The organism is Aliiroseovarius sp. PrR006, assembly GCF_010500215.1.
Classification (GTDB): domain Bacteria; phylum Pseudomonadota; class Alphaproteobacteria; order Rhodobacterales; family Rhodobacteraceae; genus Aliiroseovarius.
The window spans coordinates 282070-295472 of the sequence record NZ_JAAGOY010000007.1 but is presented as its reverse complement, the minus strand read 5'-3'; the positions used below and the strand labels follow the sequence as shown (position 1 = coordinate 295472).

Annotated in this window: 12 protein-coding genes and 1 riboswitch; of the genes, 7 read left to right on the top strand and 5 right to left on the bottom strand. The window is 60.0% G+C overall.

The annotated features are described in order from the left end of the window. Window positions 1–58 precede the first annotated feature (58 nt). The 5 genes from G0Q00_RS09995 to G0Q00_RS09975 all read left to right on the top strand — a co-directional run bounded on the left by G0Q00_RS09995 (window position 59) and on the right by G0Q00_RS09975 (window position 5449). Window positions 59–1492, top strand: a complete 1434-nt coding sequence (locus tag G0Q00_RS09995) for an FAD-linked oxidase C-terminal domain-containing protein (RefSeq protein WP_163038908.1) — start codon at window positions 59–61, stop codon at window positions 1490–1492. A 38-nt stretch (window positions 1493–1530) separates the two neighbouring features. Then, complete coding sequence (gene glcE, locus G0Q00_RS09990; RefSeq protein WP_163038906.1) at window positions 1531–2661, top strand: glycolate oxidase subunit GlcE; 1131 nt, start codon at window positions 1531–1533, stop codon at window positions 2659–2661. Between the two features lie 3 nt (window positions 2662–2664). Then, window positions 2665–3957 (top strand): glycolate oxidase subunit GlcF, encoded by a 1293-nt coding sequence (glcF, locus tag G0Q00_RS09985; protein ID WP_163038904.1) that lies wholly within the window; start codon window positions 2665–2667, stop codon window positions 3955–3957. A gap of 76 nt (window positions 3958–4033) precedes the next feature. Then, window positions 4034–4861, top strand: a complete 828-nt coding sequence (locus G0Q00_RS09980) for a serine protease (RefSeq protein WP_239058413.1) — start codon at window positions 4034–4036, stop codon at window positions 4859–4861. A gap of 135 nt (window positions 4862–4996) precedes the next feature. Further along, entirely contained in the window at window positions 4997–5449 is a 453-nt protein-coding gene (locus G0Q00_RS09975) for an Hsp20 family protein (protein ID WP_163038902.1), read from the top strand. Window positions 5450–5556: 107 nt separating this feature from the next. Here G0Q00_RS09975 and G0Q00_RS09970 read toward each other — a convergent pair whose 3' ends face one another. Beyond that, the gene (locus G0Q00_RS09970) at window positions 5557–6429 is read right to left on the bottom strand and encodes a DMT family transporter (RefSeq protein ID WP_163038900.1); all 873 of its coding nucleotides are present in this window, start codon (window positions 6427–6429) and stop codon (window positions 5557–5559) included. Between the two features lie 74 nt (window positions 6430–6503). Next, window positions 6504–6657: riboswitch (FMN riboswitch) on the bottom strand. A 137-nt stretch (window positions 6658–6794) separates the two neighbouring features. On the opposite strand from G0Q00_RS09970, the gene G0Q00_RS09965 reads away from it, so the two are divergent. Continuing rightward, complete coding sequence (locus tag G0Q00_RS09965) at window positions 6795–7214, top strand: hypothetical protein (RefSeq protein ID WP_163038898.1); 420 nt, start codon at window positions 6795–6797, stop codon at window positions 7212–7214. Window positions 7215–7296: 82 nt separating this feature from the next. On the opposite strand, the gene G0Q00_RS09960 is transcribed toward G0Q00_RS09965, so the two are convergent. Next, window positions 7297–9483: an esterase-like activity of phytase family protein gene (locus G0Q00_RS09960; RefSeq protein WP_163038896.1), complete on the bottom strand. Its 2187-nt coding sequence runs from the start codon at window positions 9481–9483 to the stop codon at window positions 7297–7299. 163 nt (window positions 9484–9646) lie between these two features. Here G0Q00_RS09960 and G0Q00_RS09955 point away from each other — a divergent pair, with 163 nt between their 5' ends. Further along, window positions 9647–10063: a globin domain-containing protein gene (locus G0Q00_RS09955; RefSeq protein WP_163038894.1), complete on the top strand. Its 417-nt coding sequence runs from the start codon at window positions 9647–9649 to the stop codon at window positions 10061–10063. Here the strand turns inward: G0Q00_RS09955 and G0Q00_RS09950 are convergent. From G0Q00_RS09950 to G0Q00_RS09940, 3 genes are all read right to left on the bottom strand, one after another. Beyond that, window positions 10060–11538: an NAD-dependent succinate-semialdehyde dehydrogenase gene (locus G0Q00_RS09950; protein WP_163038892.1), complete on the bottom strand. Its 1479-nt coding sequence runs from the start codon at window positions 11536–11538 to the stop codon at window positions 10060–10062. The genes G0Q00_RS09955 and G0Q00_RS09950 overlap by 4 nt on opposite strands. Before the next feature lie 266 nt (window positions 11539–11804). After that, on the bottom strand, window positions 11805–12362 hold the full coding sequence (locus G0Q00_RS09945) for a hypothetical protein (protein WP_163038890.1): 558 nt from the start codon (window positions 12360–12362) through the stop codon (window positions 11805–11807). A 33-nt stretch (window positions 12363–12395) separates the two neighbouring features. Next, the gene (locus G0Q00_RS09940) at window positions 12396–13382 is read right to left on the bottom strand and encodes a P1 family peptidase (protein WP_163038888.1); all 987 of its coding nucleotides are present in this window, start codon (window positions 13380–13382) and stop codon (window positions 12396–12398) included. Window positions 13383–13403 lie beyond the last annotated feature (21 nt).

Sequence of the window (13403 nt, the reverse complement as noted above, 5' to 3'; positions counted from 1 at the left end):
TGCTAAAGTGAAAAAATTGGTTATATTTTCTTACCAATTTAGTCTCGGAGGGAATCCTATGCAGATGCCAGACCCGAATTCCCGCATTCTTGCGCGCAAAGATCACATCGTTGCACGGTTGCAATCTGTGTTGCCCGTCGGGGCTGTGGTGCATGATCCGATCCAGACCCGTGCCTATGAATGTGATGCGTTGACGGCTTACAAATGCCCGCCGCTCTGCGCTGTTCTGCCCGCCACGACCGACGAGGTGTCGGCGGTCATGCGCATTTGCTTTGAGGAAGGCGTGCCCGTTGTGCCGCGCGGGGCAGGAACGTCGCTTGCGGGTGGCGCGCTGCCCACGGCAGACAGTGTGATCCTTGGCGTCGCGCGTTTGAATGACGTGCTGGAAACCGACTATGATAACCGGTTCATCCGCGTGCAGTCGGGCCGCACCAACCTATCCGTCACGGGTGCCGTTGAAGAAGACGGGTTCTTCTACGCTCCAGATCCGTCTTCGCAGCTGGCCTGTGCGATTGCAGGGAATATCGGAATGAACTCGGGCGGGGCGCATTGTTTGAAATACGGCGTAACCACCAACAACTTGATGGGTGTGACCATGGTTATGTCCGATGGCGAGGTGGTCGAGATCGGCGGCGCACATCTGGATGCAGGCGGATTGGACTTGCTGGGACTGATCTGCGGCTCCGAAGGTCAGCTTGGCATCGTGACCGAAGCGACCTTGCGTATTCTGGCTAAGCCTGAAGGGGCGCGGCCAGTACTGGTCGGGTTCGACAGCAACGAAGTCGCGGGCCATTGCGTGTCTGACATCATCAAATCCGGCATTCTGCCCGTCGCGATCGAGTTCATGGATCGCCCCTGCATCCGCGCGACCGAGGCGTTCGCTGGCGCGGGCTATCCCGACTGCGAAGCGCTTCTGATTATCGAGGTCGAAGGGTCCGATGCCGAGATCGACGATCAGCTGAGCCGCATTGTCGAAATCGCCACACGTCACAACCCGGTCGAAGTGCGCGAAAGCACATCGGCCGAGGAAAGTGCGAAAATCTGGCTGGGCCGTAAATCCGCCTTTGGCGCGATGGGGCAGATCAATGACTACATGTGTCTGGACGGGACGATCCCCGTGTCCGAGCTGCCTTTGGTCCTGCGCCGCATCAGCGAGATGAGCAAAGACTATGGGCTGGACGTGGGCAACGTGTTCCACGCAGGCGACGGGAACATGCACCCGCTGATCCTGTTTGATGCCAACAAGCCCGGCGACCTTGAGAAATGCGAGGCCTTTGGCGCCGACATTCTGCGCCTCTGCGTCGAGGTTGGCGGCTGCCTGACCGGCGAGCACGGTGTCGGGGTCGAGAAACGCGACCTTATGGTGTCGCAGTATGACGCGGACGACTTAGAAATCCAGTTGCAGGTCAAAGACGTGTTCGATCCCGCTTGGCTTCTGAACCCGGCCAAGGTTTTCCCACTGGATGCCACCGAAACCCGACGCGCCGGATAGAAGCTCTGCGCCCACCCCCAGAGATTTGAGACAAGACCATGAGCAACACTCCAACAAGTGAACAAGACCTGTCCGATCTGATCCAGACGGCAGATGGGCCGATCCGGATCATAGGTGGCGGGACGCGCGACATTGGCGCGCCGGTTGAGGGGACGCGTGTCTCTACAGCTGGGCTGTCGGGCGTGACGCTCTATGAGCCGGGCGCGCTGACCCTTGTGGCACAGGCGGGCACGCCGTTGGCCGAGATCGACGCACTTCTGGCCAAGGATGGGCAACGGCTGGCGTTCGAGCCAACCGATCTGCGCGGGCTACTGGGCACCGAGGGCGCGTCGACCATCGGTGGTATTGTGGCGACCAACGCGTCAGGCCCGCGCCGCATTCAGGTCGGCGCCGCACGGGATTTCTGCCTTGGCGTACGGTTTGTAGACGGCGCTGGGCGTGTTTTGAAAAATGGCGGGCGCGTCATGAAGAACGTCACGGGCTATGATCTGGTCAAACTGATGGCGGGCAGTTGGGGCACGTTGGGCGTGATGACCGAGATCAGCCTGAAAGTCATGGCCATTCCTGAAACCGAAACCACGTTGGTGGGCGACGGCCAAACCGCTGCGCAGGCGGTTGAAAGCTTGTCTGCCGCGCTGGGCTCGCCCTTCGACGTAACGGGGGCTGCGTTCTCGGAAGGAAAGACCTTTGTGCGGATCGAGGGGCTTGAGGCCTCGGTCGCGTATCGCGCGGCAGAGCTGGCGAAGGGCGTGCTGGCGGGTTTCCAACCGGTGTCGGGTGCCGCTTCGTCCGACATCTGGGCACGGATCCGGGACGTTAGTGCGTTTGCGGGGCGTGATGGGGCCGTCTGGCGCCTCTCGATCAAACCCTCGGACGGGCCACGTCTGGTGGCGGCGTTGGACGACCTGTCGCCGGACGCAACCTATGACTGGGGCGGAGGTCTTGTTTGGCTGCACGTCGCGGATCAACCCGATGCAGGCGCCGCGCGCGTGCGGGCCGAGCTGGCAAAGCTGGGCGGTCACGCAACCTTGGTGCACGCGCCAGCAGATGTGCGTGCAACCGTTCCCGTGTTCCAGCCCGAACCCACCCCGATTGCCGCCCTGACCCGCGGTCTTCGCCAAAAATTCGACCCGCGCGGGATCCTCAATCCCGGCCTGATGGGAGCCTAAGCCATGCAGACCCATTTCACGCCCGAGCAGTTGAAAGACCCAGCCATCGAACGCGCGAACGAGATCTTGCGGTCTTGCGTCCATTGCGGGTTTTGTACCGCGACCTGTCCCAGCTATCAGGTGCTTGGGGACGAATTGGACAGCCCTCGTGGCCGGATCTATCTGATCAAGGATATGCTGGAGGCCGGGCGCCCTGCCGACAGGAAAACGGTCGAGCATGTGGACAAGTGCCTGTCCTGTCTGGCCTGCATGTCGACCTGCCCGTCGGGCGTGCATTACATGCATCTGATCGACCACGCCCGTGCGCATATCGAAAAGACCTATAAACGTCCGCTGTTTGATCGGCTGCTGCGTTGGACGCTGGCGCAGGTGATCCCTTATCCGGGCCGGTTCCGGCTGGCGATGCAAGGCGCGCGGCTGGCGCGGCCCTTGCGCAAGTTCATGCCTGATCCCCGTCTGGAAGCGATGCTGGAAATGGCGCCGCCGAAGCTGCCGCGCAAATCCGCCAATGACGCGCCGCAGGTGTTTCCCGCGAAAGGACAGCGCAAAAAGCGTGTGGCGCTGCTGACCGGCTGTGCACAGAAGGCGCTGGACACGGATATCAACGACGCCACCATTCGCCTACTGACCCGGCTTGGCTGCAAAGTGGTCGTGGCCAAGGGCATGGGTTGCTGTGGCGCGCTGACCCATCACATGGGCAAAGAAGATCAAAGCCACGCACAGGCGGCGGCGAATATCAACGCGTGGATGCGCGAAAAGCGCGGCGATGGTCTGGACGCAATTGTGATCAACACCTCGGGCTGTGGCACCACGGTGAAGGATTACGGCTTCATGTTCCGAAACGCCGCGCTGGCCGAAGATGCGGCAGCGGTGTCGGACATGGCGATGGATATCAGCGAGCTTTTGATGACGCTGGACCTGCCCGAGGCGCAGATGGAGCTGCGGGTGGCCTATCACTCGGCCTGTAGCCTTCAGCATGGACAGCAGGTGAAAACCCATCCGAAAACGCTGCTGAAAAAAGCCGGGTTCGAGGTGGTCGAGCCTGCCGACCCGCATCTCTGCTGTGGCTCGGCAGGGACCTATAACCTGATGCAGCCCGAGATCTCGAAAGAGCTGAAAAAGCGTAAGGTGGCCAATTTGGAAGCCAAGTCGCCGGAAATCATCGCGGCGGGGAACATTGGCTGCATGATGCAGATCGGATCAGGCACGGGCATTCCCGTGGTCCACACGGTCGAGCTGTTGGACTGGGCAACCGGCGGCCCGAAACCGCGCAAAATGCAACCAGCAGCGCATTAATCCTTTCGTAACCGTCTGTTTTCGCCTTACATATAGCCCAAAGGGCAGAATAACTGCCCAAACTAGGCAGTTGAACATGAAGTATCTTGTGGCATTCCTGATGGCCGCATTGTTGCTGGCCGGACCGTTAGGGGCATCCGATCCCTCGCCCCTGCGCACCTTGATGACAGGGGATGACAGCAAGGGCTGGGAAGGCGTTGGGCGCCTGAATATCGGTGGCGGTAGCTTTTGCACCGGGTCCTTGATCGACGAAAATCTGGTCCTGACGGCCGCGCATTGCCTGTTCGATCGTGACAGCGGTGAACGCTTCAAACTTTCGGAAATTGAGTTTCTGGCGGGGTGGCGTGGCGGACGGGCCTCGGCCTATCGTGGGGTGCGGCGCGCTGTCGTGCACCCGGATTTCGAGTTCTCGCCGGAAAAAGGCCCGACCCGCGTGGCAACTGATCTGGCGCTGCTTGAGCTGGATAAACCGATCCGCAACATGTCGGTCAAACCCTTCAAGACCTTCTCGCGCCCGCGCAAAGGGGCCGAGGTCGGCGTTGTCTCATATGCCCATGATCGCTTGGAAAGCCCGTCGCTGCAGGAAACCTGCAAGGTGCTGGCCCGACAAGGCGGGGCCTTGGTGCTTAGCTGCATTGTGGATTACGGCTCGTCCGGCGCGCCGGTCTTCATTATCGAGGGCGGCGAACCGCGCATCGTGTCCGTGATCTCGGCCAAGGCGATGGTGCGGGACATCCCTGTGTCGTTGGGCACCGATCTGGAATCTCCGCTAGCCGAAATGTACGAAATGCTGGCCACGGATAACGGCGTGATCGAGCGGATCGAGACGGTGAAGGCCCCCAAGGTTCGCCAAGTAGGCACCGGTGCGGCGGGGCCCGGAGGGGCCAAATTCGTGCGCCCGTAACCTCGTGTATTCTGGGGTCTTGAACCCGTCATTTCCTGACATATCTCTATTCTACGGATGCCGCCGGGCGGGTCCGTGAACTGCCTGTCCCAATCGGGAGGGCCCCATATATGTCGCTTTGTGAAAGGACACCAAATGCGTAATTTTGATATGTCGCCCCTTTACCGTGCCACCGTCGGCTTTGACCAGATTGCCGACCTGATGGACCGGGTATTGACCAATGACGTCAGCCGCGACAGCTATCCGCCTTACAATATCGAGAAGACCAACGAGGATGCTTGGCGCATCTCGATCGCCGTGGCTGGGTTCACTGAAGACGAGCTGTCGGTGGAACTCCGCGACAAGGCGCTGTTTGTCTCGGCCAAGAAAGCAGCCGAAGACGAACGCACCTATTTGCACCGTGGCATCGCCACTCGCGCATTCGAGCGCCGCTTCCATCTGGCCGATCACGTTCGCGTTTCGGGCGCGACCCATGAAAACGGCATGCTGCATATCGACCTGATCCGTGAAGTGCCGGAAGCGCTGAAGCCGCGCCGGATCGAAATTGCTGGTAAGAATGATGTCGAAGCCAAGGCCATCGAGGCCTGATCCGACACCTCAGTTGTAACGAAGGGCGCGGAGATATCCGCGCCCTTTTTGTATGTCGCCGGAGTTTTCTGAAAACTCCGTACAAACTCTTTTGAAGAGTTTGCGTGCTAGCTGCGGCGTTCCTGCTCTAACAGCCAGAAGCTGGCAGCCAGAATGATCGCCGTGCCGATCCACATGGATCCCGTGGGCAGAAAGCCGAAGACGACAAAGCCCAGCACCACGTTGAACACCAGTTTCAGGTGATCAAACGGCTGCAAAAACGCTGCATCCGCCATCGAATAGGCGCGGGCGAGCACGTGTTGGGCGAAGGCCGTCAGAAGACCCGCGCCCACCACCAGCCAGATCGCATTCGGCGGCAGAGTAAACCCGGTGCTCAGCGCCAGCCCCGCGTTAATCGGGCTGAGAAGCAGCAATAGATAGATGGTGATCGTTTCCGTGCTGTCGCGATGGGTCAGGAACTTCGTCACGACTGAACTTGAGGCCCACAAAGCCGCAGCGCCCACGGGCAGAAGGGCGGCCAGCTCGAAGCGATCGGACCATGGCTCGAGTATGATCGCGCCGCCAATGATGCCCAGCACAACCGCGCCCCAACGATGGACCGAGACCTCTTCCCGCAGCACAAGCCCTGCGCCGAGTGTCACAAAGAAGGGCGACAACAAGATCAGCGCAATCGCCTGCCAGATCGGCACATGCGCCAGCCCCAGCGTCCACAGCTGCACACCGCCCGCCGCCAAAGCGACGCGCAGCACGTGCAGCCAGACCTGCCCGGTTTTCATCACCGCCGCGCGGTGGCGAAACACCCAAGGCAGGTAAAAGCCAAGCGCAATCAGATATTGCCAGAAGGTGACGGCAGGGGCCGACGCGCCCTTGCCCATGGTTGCCGATTGCAACCCCGTATTGACCAGCGCAAACGTCGCGCCCGCCAAAACCATTAGCCCCGCCGCGCGGGCAGGTTGAGTAAGATAAGTTGACTGAGTCATGCGAGATGTCCTTTCTTCCTTACGCAATGACCCAAGGCAGAAGGACAGGGCACACAGGAACCCCGCGCACCCCAACCCATTCTCTTCCATCCGGACTGTAACCGTCGGCTCTGGAGTTGCACCAGATCTGCTGTCACCCCCAATGGGGGCCGCTCGCGGGCTTGAGGATCACGACAACGCGCGTCCCTTACCGCCGGTGGGGAATTCCACCCCGCCCTGAGAATGTCACCACCCCGGCTGGGGCAGCGATGGGAACGTAGGGTGGAGGGAAACGAGGGTCAAGTACGCTGCGGGCGGAACTAGACGACAAATCCACGCAACGAGAAAAAGTTGCCTAGAAACAATTATTGAGAGAAATTATGCGCATGAAAAAGCCGATTCTAGTAGTTCTGTTTTCTACCGTTTTAGCCCTGATCGTGATCGTTACGCAGTTTGTGATGGCAATTCATCGTGGCGGCGCGTCGGCGCGAACAACGGTCGATCTAAACTCTCCTGTTTCAGAAGCCAAGTTGGCGGCGTTTGATCATCACCTGCGAGAAAATGCTGACGCGAAATGCGTAAAATCTGAAGCAGGTGGGGTCTGTCTTCGATGGAATTTCGACGATCGGGTTGGGGTGAGAGTTTGGGAGAAAGACGAAGAGTATGCTGTGATCGTAAGCTCCATGCCACGTGATATTCTGATCTTCGGACCGCCGCGTTTTACAAGAATCCACAAACGTGTCGAAAAGAGCGTTCTCGATTTCTGGAATGGTGAAATCATAGATGTTGGGCACGTGCTTCGCTAGTCGGTGAGCGCTCAAACTGGAGCCCGAAAAGCAAAAAACGGAGGGTTGCCCCTCCGTTTTCTTGTCGCTCTTATGAACTTGATCAGTTCACCACGGCGTCGTCGATCTTGCCGATATTGAAGTACATGGTCTCGCCCGAGTGGTCGTCCACACCGTCATTGTCGCTCGACACCCACGCGGTGCCGTCAGCCGCGATGGCCAGGCCTTCGACCTTGTCCAGAACGTAGCCTCCAGTGGCGGTCAGGTCGGGCAGCAGGTCGCGCACTTCCTGTTTCGAAACAACCGGCAGGGTGCCGCCAAGCGGTGCAGGCACCATGTCGGCGGCTGGGATGCGGTAGATCTTCTTGGTCACGGCGCGGTGGTCGTGCTGGTTGTCGCGCTCGATCACGTAGAAATAGTCACCGTGTGCTACGATTTCCGACAGGCCAACCCAACCGGTGGCGGGCTCGGCTTTCGGGTAATGCACGGCGCCCCATTCCTTGGTCTCAAGGTTATAGGCGACCAGTTTCACATGGTTCTTCGGATCGTCTTTCCATTCGCGCTGCACGGCCATCCACAGAGTGTCGCCCACCTTGGTGATGCCCTCAAAGCCAAAGCGCTTCTCGACGGCGGCCAGTTCCGGCGGGATGCCGATCTCGCCCTTCAGGTTCTTGATCGAGCCGTCCGCGTTCACGTGATAGATCGCGTGCGGGATCAGGCGTTCGGTGCGGCCTTCCGAGGCGACGTAGAAGCCCCCCTTGCCGTCCAGTGTGATGCCTTCAAGGTCCAGTTTCTGCGCAGGCGCGCCGTTGCGGGTGATGCGGATCACGTCGGTGATGCGGGCGGGGGTGGCGTTCGTGTCGATCTTGAAGATCGAGGGCTGGAAGCCATAAAAGCTGTCCGACACGGCCCAGACGATGCCGCCTTTATCCGCCACCATGCCCGAGATTGCACCCCAGCCAATCAGCTCGTCGGTGCCTTCCGAGGTCAGCATGGGATAGCTGGCAGGCGCGTCCTGCAGTTCATAGATCATGACGTGGGCACGCGCACCTTTGTCTTCGATCAGGTCCTTTTCGTTGGCAGACACCAACAGATTGCGACTTGGGATGGTCACGTAACCCTCTGGCCCAACGCCCGAGGGCAGCAGCTGTTTCAGAACCGGGTTGGCCAGATCTGCAACGTCATAGACGCCCACGACCGAGCCGCGCTCGGATCCCACAAAGGCAAGTTCCACGTCGCCATAGGTGGCGGCCGTTACGCTTTCGGGTTCAACGCCTTTGGCATCAGACCGCTTGTCGGGATAGTGGCCGATCTGCACGATGGCGTGCTCGAACGACGCTCCGCTTTCGTAGACGACGGTGCCGTCCTGATGGAAGATCGTCCAACCGCGTGATCCGCCCTCATAGTCACCTTCGTTGGCGGTGGCGAAGTGGTCATTGTCCAGCCATTTCACTGCGTCGGGCTCGCGCTTGCGGCCCTGTTGGCTTTCGGTGAAGATCAGCGCGCCGCGTTCGTCCGTGGCGTCGATGCCCTCCAGATCAACTGCACCGGCCGAGAAGTGGCTCAGCAGTTTGCCGTCCTTCGACACAACCGCGATGTAGTTGTTTTCCTGCATCGTGACGACGATCTCGCCCTCAGCGTTGATGTCGACATACTCAGGTTCGGGATCGGAGGGGGCTACGTTCGCCAAACCAGTTAGATCGACGCGTGTGATGCCGCCGCACTCCAGCATGCCGTCTTTCAGGCGTGCGATGACCAGATCGCCCGCGGGACCTTGCGGTATGATGCCGTCATTCAGGTCTTCGTCACGCTCGTTTTCGATGGCGACGGCGATGAAGCTGCCATCCTGTGCCTTGGCCACGCTGTCGGGCTGTCCGCCCAGATCGCACGAGGCCAGTTCGTCACCGGTCGCCACGTCGATGGCGTTCAGCATGCCCGATGGCGCGGTGTAGCTTTCCGAGGTGTTCACGCCGACAAACGCGATTTTGCCGATCACAGCAACCGAGGTCGGTTCGCCCGGAAGGGCGATGTTGCCCAACGGCTTGGGGTCGTGGGGGGCGGTGATGTCGATGCGTCCCAGAACGCCCAGCGGGCTGTCCGTATAGACCAGCGTCATGCCGTCGGTGGTGACGTCGATGATCTCGGGGCTGGTCTCGCGATTGGTGTCCTCGCCCTCGGCCATGTTCTGGACCACAGGGAAAGAGGCGATGCGGTTGAAGTTCATCTCGGCCATCGCCGCACCGGCGGTCAGGGCGAGGGCGGAGGTCAGGCACATCAAGCGTGCGGTCATACCAAAATCCTAAGTTTGGGTAACAGGTGGATGTGGGATGAAGGCGTAAGTTGACGGCTGCACGACAGATTTGAGTCAGTTTTGTAAGAAGGGCGGATGGGGAAACCAAACTTTAATTGTTGCGCATGATACTGGGGCTCCGCCCATTTGAAGGCTAAGTATTATGGACAGCTCTGATATTTCTCTGGTTCAATCCAGCTTCGCCCATGTGTTTGCCCGTAAAGCCGAACTGACGGATCGGTTCTATAAGCACCTGTTTGCACGGATGCCCGAGGTCGAGCCGCTTTTTAGCGGTGATTTCGTCAGGCAGAAGCAGATGTTCGCATCCATGTTGGCCTCGACCGTACGCAGTCTGTCGAACTATGACACGTTTGCTCAGCACGCACAGAAATTGGCCGAGAGCCACGCGCGGTTTGACCTGAACGAGACACATATGGAATACGCGGCCCAATCGCTTGTGGCCGCGTTGCATGAGGTGATGGAGGGGAAATTGAGCCCCGAGGAAGAAGCGGCCTGGACCCGCGCCATCACCAAGCTGTCCTCGGTAATGGTCGCGCGCCCAGCTGCGGATGTCGATTAGACGGACATACAGATGTATTTCATCTCGAGGAAATCCTCGATCCCGTGACGTGAACCTTCACGGCCAAGGCCCGACTGTTTCACGCCACCAAACGGAGCAGTCTCGGTCGAGATGATGCCAGTGTTCACGCCGACGATGCCGTATTCCAGCGCCTCGGCCACTTTATAAACGCGGCTCAGGTTGTTGGCGTAGAAGTACGACGCCAGGCCGAAGATCGTGTCATTCGCCTGCGCGATTACGTCGTCTTCGTCCTTGAACTTGAACAGCGGTGCCATCGGGCCGAAGGTCTCGTCCGTGGCGACGTCCATGTCACGGGTGGCGTGTTTGATGATCGTGGGTTCGAAGAACAAACCGCCCATCTCGTGCTCTTTCCCGCCAAGGATCACTTCGCCCCCCTTAGAGGTCGCGTCGGCCACATGCTCTTGCACTTTCTTAACTGCGGCGGGCGAAATCAGCGGGCCAAGGGCGATGCCTTCGTTCAGACCGTCGCCAACCGGCAGGGCCGATACGGCTTTGGCAAAACGCTTGGCGAACTCGTCATAGACGCCTTCCTGCACGTAGATCCGGTTGGCGCAGACGCAGGTCTGGCCGTTGTTGCGGAACTTACAGGCAATCGCGCCTTCCACGGCGGCGTCCAGATCGGCGTCGTCAAACACGATGAAGGGCGCGTTTCCGCCCAGCTCCATCGAGCATTTCAGGACCTGATCGGCGGCCTGACGCAGCAGGATGCGGCCCACATTGGTCGAGCCGGTAAAGGTCAGTTTGCGCACCAGCGCGTTTTCGCAGAACTCTTTTCCGATCTCGGAGGCGTTCGCGCTGGGCACGATGTTGAAAACGCCGGCGGGGATGCCCGCGCGCTCGGCCAGCACTGCCAGTGCGGCGGCAGACAGCGGGGTCAACTCTGCGGGACGGCCGACGAAACCACAGCCCGCGGCAATCGCAGGGCCACATTTGCGGGTGATCATCGCGTTGGGGAAGTTCCATGGCGTGATCGAGGCGACAACGCCGATCGGCTGACGGATCACCATCAGACGTTTGTCAGGCTGGTGGCCAGGGATGGTCTCGCCGTAGATGCGTTTGGCTTCTTCGCCGAACCACTCGATGAAGCTGGCACCATAAGCGATTTCGCCCATGGCTTCTGGCAGGGGTTTGCCCATCTCGGCGGTCAGGATGGTCGCCAGATCGCCCTGGTTTTCCATCATCAGGTTGAACCACTTGCGCATGATGTTGGAACGCTCTTTCGCAGTGCGCTTGGCCCATTCGCGGCCTGCCTTATCGGCGGCTTCGATCGCCACGGCCACCTCTTCGCGCGACAGGTCTGCCACCTGGGCAATCACCTCGCCGCGGGCGGGGTTGGTCACGTCGAAGGTTGCGCCGTCTTTGGCATCGACCCATTCGCCGTTCACATAGGCGCGGGTTTCGACCAGCGACGGGTCTTTTAGAAGCTTTTTCAGCGCGGAGGCGTTTGCGGCCATGATCGTGTCTCCCAAGTCGTGTCTTGCCGGGTGATCCATTGCATGACCACCCATTAGTTAACAAGGCAATAAAATTCGGAGGGTGTAAACCCCAGTTTCGACTCGGACATAGCCCAAAGGCGCGTGAAATTCACCCTGTTTGGTGTCTGGATTTGATCATTTTTCAGAACTGGCCGTATAAGATCGTCATTCCGGCACAACTTTCTTCCAAAAAAGACGAATGCGGGCAGAGAATCCGCCCACATCCATAGTCTCCGGCGCAAGGTTCAGCGCCCGAAATCTTCCAGCCCGCGGTGATCGATCTCGGTCAGAATGGACTTCATCGTGTCTACGTCCGCGCCCGAGGCCTGGATCAGGATGCGGCCATCCACGATACCCGACAACTCGCCGTCTTGGTTGAGGTATTTCTGGCGCCCAACGCGCTCCAGCTTCATGCCCATCAAGCTGGCATTGGCCATCATGCCAGACAGAGCACCCACCATCGGGTTGTCGGCCATGATGGTGATCGTGAAGCTTTCGGTGTCGTTGCTATAGATGGCTTCAGCACCAGACCCACCGCCAAACATCGCCATACCTGTGGTGACATCGTCCGAGACGTCGCGGGTCCACCCGTCGGGCGCTTCCGGCAGGAAGGTCGCCAGATCGGCGGTTTTCATCGCCTGCATCAGCTGTTTGGCAAACTCCAGCTCCTCCAGCGCATAGGACAGGTCGCCCTCTTCATAGGCTTCCAACGCGGATTTCAAAGTGTCTGTGACGTCGTCCGCTTGGGCAAGTCCGGGTGTCAAAAGCGTGGCGGCAAGCGCCAGTGTGCGAAAATTGGACATGTGTCGCTCCTTCTTGAAATGGGCCAAGGCCCGTCATGAAAACTTGTCGGCCCATGTGGGCAATGTGTCGCCTGGATGGGCGCGGGCGGCAAAGACGCCGCGGGCCACGGCGCGGGCCAAACAGGTGGCGGCGGCGTGGCCAAGTCGCAGCGCATCAAATCCGGGATCGGCCAGCGCGATCTTCCCGGTGGCAGCGGCAAAGATCAGATCCCCATCAAAGGGTGTGTGGCTGGGATGAATGGCCCGTGCCATGCCGTCATGGGCGGCCGTGGCCAGACGTGTGGCTTGGGCCTGATCCAGATCTGCATCGGTGGCGATGATCGCGATGGTCGTGTTCTCGCCCAACTGCGACTCGGGGCGGGGTTCGAAACTGGGGTCATGTTGGCCCATACCTCGCGCGCCGAACTCTCCGTCCATCTCCCATGGGGCAGCCCAGAACTCGGGCCCGTCGCCCATCGTGACCGACCCCAGCGCGTTCACGGCGACCAAGGCGCCTACGGTTACGCCACTGTCGAGCACCAGCGAAGCGGACCCAAGCCCGCCCTTCAGGCCAGCTGTGGTCGCACCGAATCCCGCACCATGACTACCAATCAGAAACTCATCCGCCGCCGCCGCATAGGCTGCGCGTCCAAGTCCCTTATAGGGATTCTGAGCCCAGCCTTTGTCGCCGCCGTTCAGAAGGTCAAACAGGATGGCCCCAGAGACAATGGGAACATGCTGATCACCGACCTGAAACCCACGTCCTGCCTCGCGCAGGGCATCCGCTACGCCAGACGCAGCATCAAGGCCGAAGGCAGACCCGCCAGACAACACCAAGGCATCCACCTGTTGCACCAGTTTGTCGGGGGCCAGCAAATCCGTCTCGCGCGTGCCGGGTGCGCCGCCCATCACATGGACGCCGGCGGTAAAAGGCGCGTCGCCTACGAGTACAGTAGCGCCGGTCTTAATCACCGCGTCATCGGCATTGCCCACGCGCAATCCTGCGACATCGGTGATCAGGTTCTTCGGTCCCGGTTTCATCACAGCCTCTTTTTCTTGTCA

Excerpts from the sequence above, each read along its gene's own strand:
- glcE (WP_163038906.1), top strand. The coding sequence starts at position 1,531 with ATGAGCAACACTCCAACAAGTGAACAAGACCTGTCCGATCTGATCCAG.
- G0Q00_RS09940 (WP_163038888.1), bottom strand. The coding sequence starts at position 13,382 with ATGAAACCGGGACCGAAGAACCTGATCACCGATGTCGCAGGATTGCGC.
- G0Q00_RS09960 (WP_163038896.1), bottom strand. The coding sequence starts at position 9,483 with ATGACCGCACGCTTGATGTGCCTGACCTCCGCCCTCGCCCTGACCGCC.
- G0Q00_RS09950 (WP_163038892.1), bottom strand. The coding sequence starts at position 11,538 with ATGGCCGCAAACGCCTCCGCGCTGAAAAAGCTTCTAAAAGACCCGTCG.
- G0Q00_RS09995 (WP_163038908.1), top strand. The coding sequence starts at position 59 with ATGCAGATGCCAGACCCGAATTCCCGCATTCTTGCGCGCAAAGATCAC.
- G0Q00_RS09965 (WP_163038898.1), top strand. The coding sequence starts at position 6,795 with ATGAAAAAGCCGATTCTAGTAGTTCTGTTTTCTACCGTTTTAGCCCTG.
- G0Q00_RS09945 (WP_163038890.1), bottom strand. The coding sequence starts at position 12,362 with ATGTCCAATTTTCGCACACTGGCGCTTGCCGCCACGCTTTTGACACCC.
- glcF (WP_163038904.1), top strand. The coding sequence starts at position 2,665 with ATGCAGACCCATTTCACGCCCGAGCAGTTGAAAGACCCAGCCATCGAA.
- G0Q00_RS09980 (WP_239058413.1), top strand. The coding sequence starts at position 4,034 with ATGAAGTATCTTGTGGCATTCCTGATGGCCGCATTGTTGCTGGCCGGA.
- G0Q00_RS09975 (WP_163038902.1), top strand. The coding sequence starts at position 4,997 with ATGCGTAATTTTGATATGTCGCCCCTTTACCGTGCCACCGTCGGCTTT.
- G0Q00_RS09955 (WP_163038894.1), top strand. The coding sequence starts at position 9,647 with ATGGACAGCTCTGATATTTCTCTGGTTCAATCCAGCTTCGCCCATGTG.
- G0Q00_RS09970 (WP_163038900.1), bottom strand. The coding sequence starts at position 6,429 with ATGACTCAGTCAACTTATCTTACTCAACCTGCCCGCGCGGCGGGGCTA.